This is a genomic window from uncultured Parabacteroides sp. (assembly GCF_947855115.1).
Classification (GTDB): Bacteria; Bacteroidota; Bacteroidia; order Bacteroidales; family Tannerellaceae; genus Parabacteroides.
The window spans coordinates 148,779-163,951 of record NZ_CANTZW010000005.1 but is presented as its reverse complement, the minus strand read 5'-3'; the positions used below and the strand labels follow the sequence as shown (position 1 = coordinate 163,951).

The following is a 15,173-nucleotide window of genomic DNA, read 5'->3' as shown; positions in this document are numbered from 1 at the left end:
CTCTCGAAAGCGGGTGCAAAAGTAGGGGCTTTTTTTTTACCATCCAAATATTACGACGACTTTTTTCGAACTTTTTTTCTCGATGGGGGATCGGGTACATTATAATTTACAAAATATTTTCCCCGGAGCCTTAATCCGGCTAAAATAATTAAGTTCGCGCCCAAATAGAGTTGGAAGAGAGTGTCGAATTTCGTTTTCGAGTTTGTTTTTTTAACCGAACCTTAAACCTACTTCTTCATCCCTCGTATGGGAGAGTTAACCTAAATGCCCTATCAAACCTCAAAAATATGTCAAGACCAATCAAAAAGGGATTGAGCTATTTCCCGCTAGACACCGATATGTTGTCCAACCGGAAAATACGCCGCCTATTCCAAAGTCAAGGATGCGAAGGTTTCGCCGCTTATACGGCGATTCTATGCGAAGTGTATGGAACCACGGGATATTACGTCCGGTACACAGACGATCTCTGTTTCGATATCGGGTTTACGCTAAACCTGAAAGAAGAGCAGGTTCGCAAGATCATCGGATTTTGCGTTGAGATCCGCTTATTCAACCAAGAGCTGTTCGATCGACAAAAAATCCTCACTTCCCTCGGAATCCAGTCCCGTTACCGGGAAATCAGCAAGCGGAACGTATCCCGCATCTCCCCCGAATGGGAGCTACGAGACGAAACACACCCGGTTTCTGCCAAGGAAACGGGAGTTTCCGCGACAAAAACCCCGGTTTCCGCGACAAAAACCACCCCAAAAGGAAAAGGAAAAAGAAAAGAAAAAGAAAGTAAAACAAACATCGTAACAAAAATTCAAGCGAACAATGAACATTCGACCTCAAATGATAACGGAGAAGCAGGCCGCAGAGCCGAGCTACTCCAAATGGCAGCCAACGCCACAAGCACTAGCCGACATGCGTAAGCGCTACGGCGACGCGCAGGGTTTCCTATCGATATTCACCCCCGACCTACAGATCGCCGCCGCCCGTCACCCGGAGCGTACCTACACAGGCACGGCCCCCACGCTAGCCGCGATATCCGCAGGCTACGGCGAGCCGGTAGCTATCGTATGGATCTGCATCTTGCTGGAGAACGTGAACCTATTTGCCGGGGTAAAAGAGAAAATGCCCGTCTGCCGCCAGAAAGAGCTGTCTACCCTGATCCTCACGGAATACCCGTTCCTGAAAGCTTCCGAGGTACTCCTATTCTTCCACCGCCTGAAATGCGGGCGATATGGCCGCTTCTACGGATCGGTGGATGCCCTTACGATCACCTCCTCGCTCCTCCTATTCATGGACGAGCGCCGGAAGGAGACCGTCCGTTACCAGCGCCCCGACCCGGTTCCCCCGGTCGATGCCACCCCGCCTTCGAGCGGTATCACGTATGAAGAGTATCTAAAATTAAAAGAACAAAAACAACAACAGCATGAACACGAATAGAGTTTACGGCCACCAAGAGCTGGCCCTTTTATATTTCCCGAACGTACTCCCGGCCTCGGCCTCCACGCAACTGGCCCGTTTCATCCGTCGAGACCCGGAACTGCTCTCCGCTCTCGAAGCGAACGGCTACCGGAAAGGCCTTCGCCTTTACACGCCCTTGCAAGTACGAACCATCGTCGACCATATGGGCGACCCGGAGAATTGGAACCTCTAATTCCTAATTCTCGATCAGTAATTTTCAAGTATTAACGGCACGACGGTGATTCTCCCGTAATCCAACTCTTTTTTCCGAGCGAATCTCCGGCCGTAAACGTTCTCAAAAAAACACGTACGTAAATTTCCCAAAACATGTACGTGAATCCGGAAAAACACGTACACCTTTTTTTCGGGTACATATCCCGACACTGACCGACACTGGCCGACTGCCCTATTTCCCGGCGGCCTACCTTTGTCTCGGCATTAATTATCAATCACTTTAAATGAAACGACATGAAAAAAAGAAGCGTAAACAAATTTGTATGCATCGGGTTGGCGATACACGTCTTATCCCTGCCGTCTTGCTCGATCTCACGGAATCGCAAGCAAGAGGTATCGAAACACGAGAAGGATTCCGTCTCGGCAATCCGTACCGACCATATCTTCCGCAAGGCCGGGTCCAGCGACCGGGGCCAACTCTCGGCCACCCTGCGCCAAGTAACCTTCTCCACCCCCGACAGCCTCGGACGGCAATACCCCCTATCCGTGACCACCACCACCCTGCGAGAACAATCCCTGCGATCGACCGCGGATACCATCCTGATATCCAGCGACCGGCAATCCACGCAAACCGGCGAAGCCACATACGCCACACGGCAAAGCATAGAACTAAAAAGGTATCCAACCCCTTGGTGGTTATGGACGGCGCTCATTCTCGCCATTATAGCGGTTATCAAATATCCATTTTCCCGCAATACCTACAAAAAGCTATTTTAAGCGATAACGGACATCACGAATACCTACATTCAGTGATTGCCATTCTTCACTACGGCTTATAATTTCGCGGCGTAAAATCAAAAAAAATTAAAAAAACCAAAAGATGAATACATTTAGAATATACTTTATATTTATTCTTATAATCTATATTTTCACCCCTTTATCTTTTGTATATGCCCAGCAGACAGAATTCATCAAAGGAAAAGTATCGGATAAAACAACAGGCGAAGGATTAGAGTTCGCCTCCATCGAGATCCGTACCTTGAAGGATAGCGCGCTGGTGACGGGTAGCGTGACAGATAACGAAGGTGAGTTCCAGTTGAAATTGAAGCAACGGGGGAAATTCCTGGCGGTAGTGAACTTCCTGGGATACACCCCGGTCAGCAAGGTCATCTCCATCCGGGACGGGAAAGAATTCTTAAAGTTCGAGCTAGAGGAAAGCTCCGTGTCGCTAAATGACATAGTGGTACGGGGATATACGGAAAAAGAGCGGGTTGTCCGCTTGGCATATAATGTACAAGCGCTGGAAACGGATAAGCTGAAGACCACCACGATGGACCTGGCGAACGTTATCGACAAGATCAGCGGCGTGAAGATACGCTCCACGGGAGGAGTAGGCTCGGAGGCGAACGTAACGCTAAACGGTTTTTCCGGCCGGCACGTAAAGGTGTTTATAGACGGAGTCCCGATGGACGGCATGAGTTCCGCTTTCGGGCTGAACAATATCCCGGCAGGATTGGCTAAACGCGTGGAAGTTTACAAAGGCGTCGTCCCTATCGAGTTGGGAGGAGACGCCTTGGGTGGGGCCATCAATATCGTGACAGACGACAGCCGCCGTACGCGTGTGAACGCGTCCTACTCGTTCGGCTCGTTTAATACCCACAAGACAAACATCTACGCGGAATGGACCTCCAAGAAGGGTTTCTATGTCTCCTTGAACGCTTACCAGAATTATTCGGACAACGACTATAAAGTAAACATAGACCACTATACGGATTTCAACACCAACACCGTGATCTACAAGGACACGACAGTGCGCCGCTTCCATGCCCAGTACCATAATGAAGCCGCTATCCTGAAAATAGGCGTCGTAGACAAGCCTTGGGCAGACCGGTTATTGTTCGGTTTCACCGGAGGCTACGAGTACAAGCAAACCCAGAACGCCTCGAACATGAACTGGGTTTACGGCGCGCGTTATACCACGGCGAACACCTTGATGCCGCAGTTTACGTATGAGAAGAACTTTGACGTGTTGAAAGGATTGAACATTCGCCTGAACGGTAATTACAACTTCGGTAAGTCTTACTCGTCCGATACGGCGAGCTGCAACTACAACTGGCTGGGTGAACGCGGCAAGCCGAAGAACAGCAAGGGCGAGCTGTCTTACACAAAGTACCGCTACCGCGACAATAACGCGGCGGCCAACTTCCGCGCGGCCTTATTCCCAGCGACAAACCATCAGGTATCGTTAAGCTCCACGTTTACCTCCTTCTCCCGCTCGGGCAAGGACGAGACAGAATACCAGGCGGATTACGATTACCCGCAGAAAAGCATAAAGGCCGTATCCGGATTGAGCTATAAATACGATTACAACGGTATCTGGAATACATCGGCCTTCGTGAAGAACTATATCAACCACCTGGAGGCATACCTAGACCCGGAAGGAGGAAGCAACTACCAGCATTTCAGCAGCACGGAATCTTATTGGGGCGGCGGCTTCGCCTCCACTTATTTCTGCGGAGACCATGCCCAGCTACGCGCCTCGTACGAATACGCGCTTCGGTTGCCGACTAGCCGCGAGCTATTCGGTTCGGGCGACGACATAGAGCGAGGCAACGAGGAGTTGAAACCGGAGAAAAGTAATAACATCAACCTGAGCGTAACGGCGAACCCGATCGACATGCTGGATCACCGGCTGACGATCGACGCGGCGTTCCAATACCGCGAGATCAAGGATTACATCCGCCGCACGACCAATAGCGACAACGGTAGGGCGACTTCCAGCAACGAAGGCGGCGTACGTAACCTAGGCGGCGACTTCGGTATCCGTTATACATTCAAGGATCTACTCTTCGTAGGAGGTAATTTCAGCTACATCGACATGAGAAGCATGAGCCGATACAAGGCGGGTACTCAAACAGAGAGCTTGAATTACAAAGAGCGCATGCCGGCCATCCCTTATATGTACGGAAACGGAGAGGCGGGTATCACGCTGAAGAATGTCTTTATGAGGAAAGCCGTGCTGGATATTCATTATATGTTTACTTATATCCACAGTTTCAACTACGAGTGGAATACGTACAACAACAAGGAACTGGAGATCCCTTCCCAGTTATCTCACGACCTCTTCATAAGTTACAATTTCGGGCAAAAGCAGGAGTTCACGGTATCGGCCGAATGTACGAACATCTTTAACGAGCGGTTGTACGATAATTTCAAGATGCAAAAACCGGGAAGGGCGTTCGCGTTGAAAATAGCTTATTATTTCAGTAAATAAACCATTAATAATCATCAATAATCAAAACAATGAAGAAAAAAACAAACTTTTACGCATGGGCTTTAGCCACTGCTATGTGTGTGTCGGGTGGTGTATTAACCTCATGTAGCGACGATCCGGACCCTACTCCAGACGGTGAGGGCGGCGGCGGTACAGATACGGAGCAGAAGGTAACCTCCGCCTATATCGTAATGAGTGGCTCAGGAGAGAACAACGGCGCTTACTTGCAACAAGTGGATAGCGTATCGGCCGGTACGCTGGATGCCACGAGCGACAGCAACAACCGCATCTTCTTTAGCGGAAACAACCCGGACTTCATCAACTACAACAACGAGATATTAGTTGGCATGAACTATCCCTCCCAAGGAGGTTCCTCTTCCGACTATGTTACGTTAGCCTGGAAATTGGTAGACGGAAAGTTGACCCAGCATGGTAGCGGCGTTGCCCTGGACGGCGACGTGAAAGCCCGCGGTTTCTATGACAACTACCTGATCGGCATGTCCGACCAGACAGAAGCCACAGACAATGGTACACGCCACTATGAGCGTGTAAAGTTCATCAACGTGGAAGACTTTACCGGCGCTACGGTGGATGGTATCATCGAATGTAGCGACGACATGAACGCAGAGCCTACCAGCTTGATGGAAGGCGAGACTTGGGGCGTTGGCGATATCGCCCAATACGGGGATTATGTATTGCTCTCTTACAGCACGAAGCATTTGGAGGCAGACGCTAAAACGAAGGCCAAGGCTACTTATAGCACGCATCTGGCCAACAACTTTTATTTAGGCGTTTACAAATTCGACCCGGCGGACGCGGACAAGGAATACTTGAAGTACCAGAGTACGATCGTACGCAAGAGCGCCGATTTCCCGGGCAAGGAAGCCGGACAGATAAAAGGTAACTTGCGCTCGCGTACGGAATCAGGCATCGAGGTAGTAGACGACAAGATTTACCTCTTCTGCCAGAGTGCCGTGAAGAACTACGGCAAGGATGCCCCGGAAGTTCCATCGGCTGTATTACGTATCAGCGGCTCTAACATCCAGAATGGAATGCCGGTCGGTATCGACGAGGATTATTACGTGAACCTGACCGAGGTGACAGGCCATTATATGTGGAAGTCTTTCTACCTAGGCGACAATAAGTTCTGCTTGCAATTGTTTACCGAGGCAGGGGCCGCCGGCGTAACGGAAGGCTCTCATAAGAAATTCGGTATCTTTGATGTCGCTACCCAGAGCTACACGGAAGTAAAAGGCATGCCGGAACCCGCCAACATCAGCGACATAGCATTGGCTTATGCCGTAGATACGGACAATCACACGATTTCCTTCGAGGTACAATCCGTTGATGGCTCCAAACCGGCTATCTACACGATTACGACAGATGGAACCGCTACTCGCGGATTGGAGGTTAACACGGAAGCTATCCAAGGTATCAGTTATTTGAAGCAAGAATAATGAAGAGAAAGTTCTTTCATCAAATTCATCTGTGGCTCTCTATACCAACCGGGATCTTCATCACGGTTATCTGCTTAAGCGGGGCTATTCTTGTATTTGAAAAAGATGTATTACAATGGCTTAATCCTCAAGTAGAGGTCGCTTCTCTTCGTAAGAACGATCCGGCACGGCGGGAACTGACGGGCATGCAATTTTTCCAGACAACACGGGCTTTGCATCGCTGGTTCCTGGACCCGCCTCCCAAGAAAGGGCAGATGACCGCCGGGAAAATGGCGGTAGGATCGCTCACCCTTGTCATGGTCGCGATCACGATAAGCGGCGTGGTGCTTTGGTGGCCCCGTACGAGAAAAGCTCTCAAGAATCGTCTGTCTATCAATTGTACGAAAGGTTGGCGACGTTTCTGGTACGACAGTCACGTAGCGCTGGGGTTGTATTGCACGATCCTTTTCCTGATCATTGCCATTACGGGCTTGAATCAGTCGTTCCGTTGGATGCATAATATCTTATATTCTATTTTCGACTATATGCCGCAAAAGGAGATCAAACCTTTCCTTTATTCCTTGCACGTCGGCACGTGGGGTGGCGTATGGACGCAAATTCTTTATTTCATCGTTTCCTTGATCGGAGCGATCCTACCATTGAGCGGTTATTATCTCTGGTGGAAGAAGAAATAACAGAACCTAGATATTTCTAAAAGTACCCCGATCTTACTTTTTCTCCGGAAGAAGTACGATCGGGGCACTTTTTTATTTGCCCGCGCCGCCTCGGGAAAAGCTTACCGCTATCCACGCTGGAGGCTTATTTCCTGTGATAGGCCCAACCATCCCCCTTCAATCTTCCGGAAGGTAGAGCGATTAATGCCCCAGCATCCGGATAGCGCCTTGGCATTCCTGGAACAGATAAAGAACCCTGAGTCCTTGTCCCGGAAAGAGAAAGCACATTATTATTTGCTGCTGACGGAAGCGAAAGACAAGACATACGCCACGCATACTACCGACTCCCTGATCGCCATCGCCACGGATTATTACGAGAAGACGGACGATCCGGCACGCAAGGCGAAAGCTTGGTATTACCGGGGGAGGATCAATCAGGACTTGGACAAGCCTTTGCAAGCGCAGGAATATTACCTGAAGGCTTTAAGGGAGGAAGAAGATATAGAGGATCATGCCTTGCTGGTCTTGGACTCCAACAAACGACGATTGGAACAAGCTTTTCGTTGCGGTAGAAGCGTGTTTCCCTAACTTCACAATAGGTTTACAAAAGTCTGCGTCCTTAAACGAATCCGAGAAAAAGATCTGCTACCTGATCAAAATAGGAGTAAAGCCCGGTGCGATCGCAATCCTACTCAATCTGGAAAATGCCTCCGTGTATCGAAAAAGATTATATAAGAAGTTAACCGGCCAAGAAGGAAATGCCAAAAGTCTAGATAAACATATATCTGAATTATAGCACAATACATATAATCAGCCATGAAAATGAACAAAAAATGAACAAATCTTCTTACATCGATTAAGCACTGTTCAATATTTGTTCATTTTCCTATTGTTTTTTCCATATCTTTATCTGCACAAAATCAAAGCTTCAATACGAATAAAAACAGCGTTATGAAAACATTCATTTTTATAGGAATAACCACCCTGTTTGCAATGACAGGGTGCAGAGGCGGTCATTCATCGACTGATGAGTTTATAACCGTGGATGTAAATGAAAGTTATTCAAGCAAAAAAGAACTGGTCCTGCAAGACTTCATGGATGTGGAGTATATTCCGCTGGAAACAAACGATGAGTTTATTAATCAGGGATATGTACAAGCGGTTGGTAAAAAATACATAATAGTGGCAAATTATAATAATGATGGAAATATATTCGTATATGACCGGAGCGGAAAGGCCATCCGTAAGATAAACCGTAAAGGACAAGGAGGAGAAGAATATACTTTTATTCTAAGTATTACATTGGATGAAGAAAACAATGAAATATTTATAAATGATCACTATGCAAAAAAAATAAAGGTTTATGATTTAGAGGGAAATTTTAAACGCAGTTTTAAACAGAAAACAGAAGGAGATTCCCAGTATTATGGACAAATATTTAATTATGACAAAGAAAACTTGATTTGTTACGATGAAATCAATGCCGAGATACCCTTCCTGCTCGTATCGAAGCAAGACGGAAGCATAACCAAGGAAATAAGACCTTCCTTTAAAGAGAAGAAGTACTTTTTTCAAGTCTTACGGATGGAAAATAGTACAAGATGTGCCGGACCGGGATCTTACAGCAGAATCACTCCGTTTAATGGTAATTGGATTCTATTAGAACCCTCGTCGGATACGATCTACACATTGATGCCCGATTGCAGTTTACGACCGTTTATCGCGCGAACACCACCTATCCATACCATGGATCCGGAAGTGTTCTTGATCCCGAAGTTGATATCCAATCGCTATTATTTCATGGAAGGTATAAAAAACGTATATGATTTCAGGAAAGAAGAAGGATTCCCAAAAACCTACTTTGTGTATGATACCCAAGAAAAGGAGTTTTCCAGATATATCATATACAATGGCGATTATACTTATAAAAATGAATTCTATATGGTTATGCTGACCCCTATCAATGCCCAAGGTGAATCATGGGCTACCCTGAACGCTTTCGATCTTTGCCGGGACTATCAAAAGGGAAAGTTGAAAGGCAAACTAAAAGAAGTGGCCGCGACATTGGAAGAGGATGACAATCGGGTGGTAATGTTGGTGAAATCTAAAAAGTAAAAAAATATCGCAATGTCGTGAAAAAAAACTTCCCTACATATCGCCAACTAGACGCAATGGACTGCGGCCCCACTTACCTCCGCATGATCGCCAAGCATTACGGGCACACTTATTCCGTGCAGAACCTACGGGAGAAAGCCTTCATCACCCGGGAAGGAGTCTCCATGCTCGGTATCAGCGATCCGGCGGCGGGACTCATCACCTACACTCCGGAGGAGTTCAAGCGGTGCTGGGTCAGTACCAAGGTGGACGGACAGGATACCGGGACGGCGCTCTTGCTGGAACCGAGGCCGGAGTTCTACGGAATGGAGGACGAGGAGAGAGACAGGAAACGTAACCTCGGATTCTTTTTCCGATATATAAATGGCTTCCATACGGGGGCAGATCGCATTGCATAAGGTTTACTACAACGAGATCGTCCGTGAACAATCGCTGAACAACATGAACGAGTGGAGGTTGCGTTATTGCCTCATCGCTCCGGTAGCGGGGATCGTAACAGAGGAATTACACCTGATCGAACGGTTCTTCCTCCCGGTCAAACGGATCGTAAAGGAAGGATTTTAAAACTAACCGACAACAACATACACAAACCGACACTCACCGACACTCGCCGATTCCCGTTTTTCAGAGGGTCTATCTTTGCATTGTCATTAGTAATAAACCTTTTAAAAATTAAAATTATGGCAGTGAAATTTAAAGTAGTAAAGCGTAAGGTATTGAACGGCGCAGAGAAAGACTCAGTAAAGAATTACGCGATTGCGAAAACGTCGGGCACCTCGGACCTCAACAAGTTGTGTAAACTTATTTGCTCTCGCTCCACGCTTTCATCGGCAGACGTGAAAGCGGTGCTCGACTCATTGAATTGGGCGATGGACTTGGAACTTTCTTCCGGCAACGTGGTGCAATTGGGGGAACTTGGCAACTTCCGCATGTCTATCAACTCTGCGGGGACGGATACGCCCGAGGACTTCGACGCTACCAAGATAAAGGGGGCACGCATTATCTTCTTTCCAGGCTCGGCCTTGAGGACTACTCGCAAAGAGGTGAGTTTTGAGCCTCTGGAGGTAGCGAAAAAAGATGAGGGCTCTAGCAGCGAAAGCCCGGACGAGGTATGAGAATGATCAACCTGATCGTGATTCATTGCTCGGCGACCCGTGAGAACACGGATTATAGCCCGGAGCGATTGGAGAGTGACCATAAGGCACGGGGATTCCTCCGTGCCGGTTACAACTTCTACATCCGCAAATCGGGAGAAATAGTGGACTTGCGCCCGCTGGAGCAAATTCCCGCTCATGTGAGAGGATACAACAAGCATAGCATCGGGATTTGCTACGAGGGTGGGCTGGATGCCTCCGGACAGGCGCAGGATACCCGTACCGAAGCGCAGAAGACCTCGCTGATACGCTTAATCCAACATCTCTTAACGCGCTTTCCCGACTCACGGGTATGCGGCCACAGGGATTTATCGGAGGATTTGAATGGAGACGGGGTTATCTCGCCGGATGAATGGAGCAAGCAATGTCCATCGTTCGACGCGATACCCGAATACAAAGAGCTCGCGTATGGACAACGAAAGAGATAAGCATCAAAAGGTAATGAATATACAGCTAATGATGGCCACGGTATTATGTTTGGCAGGAATCACGCTATTGTTCATGGGATTCTGGTGTAACCCTACCGGCGAGATCCATAATTCCGTATTAATCGGCTTTGGCGAGGTCTCGACTTTCGCCGGGGCCTTGTTCGGGGTGGATTATAAATATAAATACAAAAAAAATACATATCCTCACTAAGGGATTTCGGATTTCGTTGCGACTATTATTATAGAAACAACTTAAAATGGAGAATAACATAGATCATATTATCACAAGGATATTAAGCGGTAACAGCTCTTCGGATGATTTTCTTTCGCTGAGCGAATGGCTGAACGCAGACGAGAAAAACAAGAAAGAATTCAGGTTGCTAAAAAGTTATTGGGACGCAGAAGTCTCGTTCAGCCATTCTTTACAGCCCAACATATCTCTCGATAACTTGAGAAAGAAAATCGAGGAGCAGAGCCGGCAAACGACTTCCTCTCCCGCTTCCTCAAAGGGATAATGCCGGAGAGTTTGCCTTAGAGCTCGCTCTATTTTATCTTCACGATTGTTTTTGTCACCATGCTATTGGTGATCTTTTATGTCAAATTCCCGAAAGTAGAGTTAAAGGAAGACGAGAAGGTGGGAACGGTACAAAATTACAAGGAATTGCTGAGGCAGAAACAGGTTTCTATTTCCTGGGGATTATCGCTTTCGGCGGGGCGTTCGGGAAAGTTCACCCACCGCAACGCAAATGCAGCACCCCACAAATCTTTCGAATAAAAAGCAAGTATTGGAGGAACCGGAACGATTTATTACTTTTGTGCTCAAAAATATATAAATGAGTTACAATTGGAATACACGGACGGAACTTTTGTTTGGAGCGGAACGTATGGAACGCTTATCCCGCAGCCATGTATTGGTAGTCGGCCTAGGAGGTGTGGGCGCATATGCCGCCGAGCAAATCTGCAGGGCCGGGGTCGGTAAAATGACCCTTGTAGACGCTGATATGGTAAACGAGAGTAACATCAACCGGCAACTGCCCGCGCTTCATTCCACCTTGGGCATGCCGAAGGTAGAGGTCGTGGCGAAACGATTGCTCGATATCAATCCCCAACTACAACTGACCGTGCTGAACGAGTTCCTGAGAGACGAACGTACCGAGGAAGTCCTCTTATCCGCGCCTTTCGATTATGTGGTAGATGCCATCGACTCCCTCAGCCCCAAGGTATTCCTGATATACCAAGCTTATACCCATAAGATCCCTATCGTCTCCTCTATGGGGGCGGGCGCTAAGGTCGATCCGTCTTTAGTACGGATAGCGGATCTCTCCAAGACATTGAATTGCGCCTTGGCCAAGGCCGTACGCAAACGGTTGCGGGCGATGGGGGTGAATAAAGGGATTCCGGTCGTGTTTTCCACGGAATTCGCCGATCCGGACGCTGTGATCGAAGTAGAGAACGAACAATGTAAACGTACGACCACAGGAACGGTGTCTTATATGCCGGCCACGTTTGGCTGCTTCCTTGCATCGCACGTCATAAGAAGCTTAATATGATACAAACCGAAGGAATAACAAAGAGTTTCGGTACTTTACAGGTATTGAAAGGCATTGATCTCACGATCAATAAAGGCGAAGTGGTCGCTATCGTCGGACCCAGTGGAGCAGGTAAGACAACCTTACTGCAAATCATCGGCACACTCGACGCTCCGGATAGCGGGCGGCTGGTTATCAACGGCACGGATACCAGGCGGTTGGGAGACAAGGAACTGGCGGCCTTCCGCAATAAAAACATCGGTTTTGTTTTTCAATTCCATCAATTATTACCGGAGTTCACCGCATTGGAGAACGTAATGATCCCGGCATTGATCGCCAAGGAGAAATCTGCCGTAGCCGAGAAGAGAGCGAAAGAGATGCTGGATTTCCTAAAGCTTTCCGACCGCATGACGCATAAGCCTGCCGAGCTATCCGGCGGGGAGAAGCAACGGGTGGCGGTAGCCCGCGCGCTTATCAATAACCCGGCGGTTATCTTAGCCGACGAGCCTTCAGGTAGCCTCGATACCAAGAATAAGGAAGAGTTGCACGCGCTCTTTTTCGAATTGCGAGACCAGATGAACCAGACGTTCGTAATCGTGACGCACGATGAGCAATTGGCTACGAACACAGACCGGGTGATCCATATCAAGGACGGACGGGTTGAGAGTTGACAGCAGACAGTTGAGAATTAAAATTATAACTTATAAATCCATAAAATGGCAGACAACAGAGTCACATTCGGTAGTAAATTGGGCGTAGTACTCGCTACCGTAGGATGCGCCGTCGGGCTGGGAAGCGTCTGGCGCTTTCCCTATATGCTGGGAGCGAACGGAGGCGCCGCATTCCTACTGATTTACATACTTTTCATGATATTCCTAGGCATCCCGGTAATGATAACCGAGTTTTTCATCGGACGGCATTCCCGCAGCAACACGGTAGGTTCTTTCAAGAAAATGGCCCCCGGCACAAAATGGTGCTGGATCGGATATAACGGTATCCTGGCCGCGTTTTTGATCTTAAGTTATTACTCGGTCGTCTCCGGATGGACGCTCGAATACGTCTGGCAAACATTAAATGGCCGTTTGTACGGACAGCCGGACGTAGATTATACGGCCGATTTCCACGATTTCGCTTCCAATATCTTTCGCCCGATCTTCTGGATGGGCGTTTTTATCGGGCTGACTCATTTCGTGATTGTCTCGGGGGTAGAGAAAGGTATCGAGCGGGCCTCCAAGATCATGATGCCACTCTTGTTCCTGATCTTGCTGGTGATGTGCGTACGCTCCGTGACCTTGCCGAACGCCGAGGCCGGATTGGTTTTCCTTTTCAAGCCGGACTTTAGCAAGTTGACCTCCTCGGTGGTCTTGAGCGCGCTCGGACAAGCTTTCTTCTCCTTGAGCCTGGGTATGGGCTGCCTTATCACCTACTCCTCCTACTTCGGGAAAGACACCAATATGCAAGCCACCGCCTGGCAGGTGACGATCATCAACACGCTCGTCGCCGTATTAGCCGGTATCATGATTTTCCCGGCGGTATTCAGCTTCGGCATCGCTCCTTCCGCAGGCGCGGAACTCGTATTTATCACGTTGCCGAACGTATTCGGGCAATTACCGCTGAGTAACTTGTGGTCGTTCATTTTCTATATCTTGCTGGCGATGGCCGCATTGACCTCCACGATCTCCTTGCATGAGGTAGTGACGGCCTATGTCCTTGAGGAATTTCACATGACGCGTAAGAAAGCGGCCTGGCTTGTTTCCTTAGGCGTATTTACCCTAGGTATCTTCAGCTCTCTCTCGTTCGGTGTGATGAAAGGGTTCACGATTGGAGGGTTGGCCTTCTTCGACGCGCTGGATTATCTGACCGCCAAGATCATGTTACCGCTCGGAGGTATGCTTACCTGTATTTTCATTGGTACACGTATTGATAAAAAAGTGTTGAAAGCCGAGCTGACCAACGAGGGAACTCTTAAATTCCGTCTTTTCGGCGCCTATGTATTCTTTATGAGATATGTGGCCCCTGTCGCCATCGGTATCGTATTCCTGAACGAGTTGGGGATCTTGAAATGGATTACCGGCAAATAATGCCGATGATTTCCCGTAAATAGAAACGGAACTTCTACCTTTGCCGGTGGAAGTTCCACGAATCAAAACATACGACTATGAAATGGCGCGATTTATTTTATTTCTCCAAGGGGGAAAGACAAGCTCTCATCCTGTTTCTTTCTTTAATAGCGATGGCATGGATCATGGTTATCTTTACGGATACTTACCGTTCCCGGCCTCAAGCGATTTCACCGGCAATCACCGGGACCGAACAAGATCTCCCAGGCATCCATTCGGATAAGACATCTCCAGATCCCATCCGTAAAGAAGACGAATCCTTTCCGAATAAAACTCCAATCCCTTCCGTCCGAAAATCCAGACGCATCCGAAAGGAATCAAAGCCCGGTCTCCCCATTTATCCTAAGACAGAAAAATGGCCGCAAGGAACGATTGTAGAATTAAACTCGGCCGATACCACCGCTCTCAAGAAAGTTCCGGGGATCGGTAGCGTATTCGCCAAGCGGATCATCAAATACAGAGACTTGCTAGGAGGCTTTTATAGCGTAGAGCAGTTGGGAGAAGTATATGGTATCGACGAGGAACGTTATACTGCGATGAAATCGTGGTTTTCCGCAGACCTGTCAGCCATCAGTCAGTTATTTGTCAACCAATTGTCAGCTAAAGAACTAGCCTGTCACCCTTATGTCAGCTATAAACAGGCCAAGATCATCGAGAAAACGATCCGTAGAAAAGGGAAATTACGAGGTTGGGATGACTTATCCCTATTGGAAGAATTCCCGGAACACGAACAGCGACGACTGCGCCATTATCTTTCATTCCGTTGATATTTTCACCACGTTTGTAGCAAAACATATCCTGTAGCTTCTGTCTGAAGCAA

At 48.1% G+C, this 15,173-nt stretch carries 19 protein-coding genes and 1 pseudogene; all 20 read left to right on the top strand.

What is annotated here, in order from left to right; all coding sequences use genetic code 11:
• The first annotated feature begins 287 nt into the window (after positions 1-287).
• Entirely contained in the window at positions 288-911 is a 624-nt protein-coding gene (locus Q0110_RS05820) for a DUF4373 domain-containing protein (RefSeq protein WP_297904039.1), read from the top strand.
• The gene (locus Q0110_RS05815) at positions 904-1,428 is read left to right on the top strand and encodes a DUF6633 family protein (protein WP_297904036.1); all 525 of its coding nucleotides are present in this window, start codon (positions 904-906) and stop codon (positions 1,426-1,428) included. The genes Q0110_RS05820 and Q0110_RS05815 overlap by 8 nt, the downstream gene beginning before the upstream one ends.
• Positions 1,415-1,642: a DUF4248 domain-containing protein gene (locus Q0110_RS05810; protein ID WP_297904033.1), complete on the top strand. Its 228-nt coding sequence runs from the start codon at positions 1,415-1,417 to the stop codon at positions 1,640-1,642. Before Q0110_RS05815 ends, Q0110_RS05810 begins: the two co-directional genes overlap by 14 nt.
• Before the next feature lie 275 nt (positions 1,643-1,917).
• A complete protein-coding gene (locus Q0110_RS05805; protein ID WP_297904030.1) occupies positions 1,918-2,400 on the top strand; it encodes a hypothetical protein in 483 nt (160 codons plus the stop codon).
• Between the two features lie 103 nt (positions 2,401-2,503).
• A complete protein-coding gene (locus Q0110_RS05800) occupies positions 2,504-4,897 on the top strand; it encodes a TonB-dependent receptor (RefSeq protein WP_297904028.1) in 2,394 nt (797 codons plus the stop codon).
• 29 nt (positions 4,898-4,926) lie between these two features.
• On the top strand, positions 4,927-6,354 hold the full coding sequence (locus tag Q0110_RS05795; RefSeq protein WP_297904025.1) for a DUF4374 domain-containing protein: 1,428 nt from the start codon (positions 4,927-4,929) through the stop codon (positions 6,352-6,354).
• Complete coding sequence (locus Q0110_RS05790; RefSeq protein ID WP_297904022.1) at positions 6,354-7,028, top strand: PepSY-associated TM helix domain-containing protein; 675 nt, start codon at positions 6,354-6,356, stop codon at positions 7,026-7,028. Before Q0110_RS05795 ends, Q0110_RS05790 begins: the two co-directional genes overlap by 1 nt.
• A 183-nt stretch (positions 7,029-7,211) precedes the next feature.
• Positions 7,212-7,595 carry a hypothetical protein gene (locus Q0110_RS05785; protein ID WP_297904018.1) on the top strand — a complete coding sequence of 128 codons (384 nt, stop codon included), beginning with the start codon at positions 7,212-7,214 and terminating at the stop codon, positions 7,593-7,595.
• A 363-nt stretch (positions 7,596-7,958) separates the two neighbouring features.
• Entirely contained in the window at positions 7,959-9,122 is a 1,164-nt protein-coding gene (locus Q0110_RS05780) for a 6-bladed beta-propeller (protein WP_297904015.1), read from the top strand.
• 17 nt (positions 9,123-9,139) lie between these two features.
• A pseudogene (locus tag Q0110_RS05775) lies at positions 9,140-9,487 on the top strand (cysteine peptidase family C39 domain-containing protein); the annotation flags it as partial.
• A complete protein-coding gene (locus Q0110_RS05770) occupies positions 9,486-9,686 on the top strand; it encodes a hypothetical protein (RefSeq protein ID WP_297904012.1) in 201 nt (66 codons plus the stop codon). The pseudogene Q0110_RS05775 and the gene Q0110_RS05770, both read left to right, overlap by 2 nt.
• Positions 9,687-9,802: 116 nt before the next feature.
• On the top strand, positions 9,803-10,237 hold the full coding sequence (locus Q0110_RS05765; protein ID WP_297904009.1) for an HU family DNA-binding protein: 435 nt from the start codon (positions 9,803-9,805) through the stop codon (positions 10,235-10,237).
• Positions 10,234-10,704, top strand: a complete 471-nt coding sequence (locus Q0110_RS05760) for an N-acetylmuramoyl-L-alanine amidase (protein WP_297904007.1) — start codon at positions 10,234-10,236, stop codon at positions 10,702-10,704. Before Q0110_RS05765 ends, Q0110_RS05760 begins: the two co-directional genes overlap by 4 nt.
• A complete protein-coding gene (locus Q0110_RS05755) occupies positions 10,685-10,915 on the top strand; it encodes a hypothetical protein (RefSeq protein ID WP_297904001.1) in 231 nt (76 codons plus the stop codon). Before Q0110_RS05760 ends, Q0110_RS05755 begins: the two co-directional genes overlap by 20 nt.
• A gap of 46 nt (positions 10,916-10,961) precedes the next feature.
• Entirely contained in the window at positions 10,962-11,219 is a 258-nt protein-coding gene (locus Q0110_RS05750; protein ID WP_297903998.1) for a hypothetical protein, read from the top strand.
• Between the two features lie 59 nt (positions 11,220-11,278).
• A complete protein-coding gene (locus Q0110_RS05745) occupies positions 11,279-11,479 on the top strand; it encodes a hypothetical protein (protein WP_297903995.1) in 201 nt (66 codons plus the stop codon).
• 58 nt (positions 11,480-11,537) lie between these two features.
• Positions 11,538-12,254 (top strand): tRNA threonylcarbamoyladenosine dehydratase, encoded by a 717-nt coding sequence (locus tag Q0110_RS05740; RefSeq protein ID WP_297903993.1) that lies wholly within the window; start codon positions 11,538-11,540, stop codon positions 12,252-12,254.
• Positions 12,251-12,904, top strand: coding sequence for an ABC transporter ATP-binding protein (locus Q0110_RS05735; RefSeq protein ID WP_297903990.1), 654 nt, complete (start codon positions 12,251-12,253; stop codon positions 12,902-12,904). Before Q0110_RS05740 ends, Q0110_RS05735 begins: the two co-directional genes overlap by 4 nt.
• Positions 12,905-12,949: 45 nt before the next feature.
• Positions 12,950-14,314 (top strand): sodium-dependent transporter, encoded by a 1,365-nt coding sequence (locus Q0110_RS05730; RefSeq protein ID WP_297903986.1) that lies wholly within the window; start codon positions 12,950-12,952, stop codon positions 14,312-14,314.
• 77 nt (positions 14,315-14,391) lie between these two features.
• Positions 14,392-15,120, top strand: coding sequence for a helix-hairpin-helix domain-containing protein (locus Q0110_RS05725; RefSeq protein WP_297903983.1), 729 nt, complete (start codon positions 14,392-14,394; stop codon positions 15,118-15,120).
• The last annotated feature ends 53 nt before the right edge of the window (positions 15,121-15,173 follow it).

What these genes read in the sequence shown, in the direction of transcription:
- Q0110_RS05820 (WP_297904039.1), top strand. Translation starts at nt 288, where the DNA reads ATGTCAAGACCAATCAAAAAGGGATTGAGCTATTTCCCGCTAGACACC.
- Q0110_RS05815 (WP_297904036.1), top strand. Translation starts at nt 904, where the DNA reads ATGCGTAAGCGCTACGGCGACGCGCAGGGTTTCCTATCGATATTCACC.
- Q0110_RS05810 (WP_297904033.1), top strand. Translation starts at nt 1,415, where the DNA reads ATGAACACGAATAGAGTTTACGGCCACCAAGAGCTGGCCCTTTTATAT.
- Q0110_RS05805 (WP_297904030.1), top strand. Translation starts at nt 1,918, where the DNA reads ATGAAAAAAAGAAGCGTAAACAAATTTGTATGCATCGGGTTGGCGATA.
- Q0110_RS05800 (WP_297904028.1), top strand. Translation starts at nt 2,504, where the DNA reads ATGAATACATTTAGAATATACTTTATATTTATTCTTATAATCTATATT.
- Q0110_RS05795 (WP_297904025.1), top strand. Translation starts at nt 4,927, where the DNA reads ATGAAGAAAAAAACAAACTTTTACGCATGGGCTTTAGCCACTGCTATG.
- Q0110_RS05790 (WP_297904022.1), top strand. Translation starts at nt 6,354, where the DNA reads ATGAAGAGAAAGTTCTTTCATCAAATTCATCTGTGGCTCTCTATACCA.
- Q0110_RS05785 (WP_297904018.1), top strand. Translation starts at nt 7,212, where the DNA reads ATGCCCCAGCATCCGGATAGCGCCTTGGCATTCCTGGAACAGATAAAG.
- Q0110_RS05780 (WP_297904015.1), top strand. Translation starts at nt 7,959, where the DNA reads ATGAAAACATTCATTTTTATAGGAATAACCACCCTGTTTGCAATGACA.
- Q0110_RS05770 (WP_297904012.1), top strand. Translation starts at nt 9,486, where the DNA reads ATGGCTTCCATACGGGGGCAGATCGCATTGCATAAGGTTTACTACAAC.
- Q0110_RS05765 (WP_297904009.1), top strand. Translation starts at nt 9,803, where the DNA reads ATGGCAGTGAAATTTAAAGTAGTAAAGCGTAAGGTATTGAACGGCGCA.
- Q0110_RS05760 (WP_297904007.1), top strand. Translation starts at nt 10,234, where the DNA reads ATGAGAATGATCAACCTGATCGTGATTCATTGCTCGGCGACCCGTGAG.
- Q0110_RS05755 (WP_297904001.1), top strand. Translation starts at nt 10,685, where the DNA reads ATGGACAACGAAAGAGATAAGCATCAAAAGGTAATGAATATACAGCTA.
- Q0110_RS05750 (WP_297903998.1), top strand. Translation starts at nt 10,962, where the DNA reads ATGGAGAATAACATAGATCATATTATCACAAGGATATTAAGCGGTAAC.
- Q0110_RS05745 (WP_297903995.1), top strand. Translation starts at nt 11,279, where the DNA reads ATGCTATTGGTGATCTTTTATGTCAAATTCCCGAAAGTAGAGTTAAAG.
- Q0110_RS05740 (WP_297903993.1), top strand. Translation starts at nt 11,538, where the DNA reads ATGAGTTACAATTGGAATACACGGACGGAACTTTTGTTTGGAGCGGAA.
- Q0110_RS05735 (WP_297903990.1), top strand. Translation starts at nt 12,251, where the DNA reads ATGATACAAACCGAAGGAATAACAAAGAGTTTCGGTACTTTACAGGTA.
- Q0110_RS05730 (WP_297903986.1), top strand. Translation starts at nt 12,950, where the DNA reads ATGGCAGACAACAGAGTCACATTCGGTAGTAAATTGGGCGTAGTACTC.
- Q0110_RS05725 (WP_297903983.1), top strand. Translation starts at nt 14,392, where the DNA reads ATGAAATGGCGCGATTTATTTTATTTCTCCAAGGGGGAAAGACAAGCT.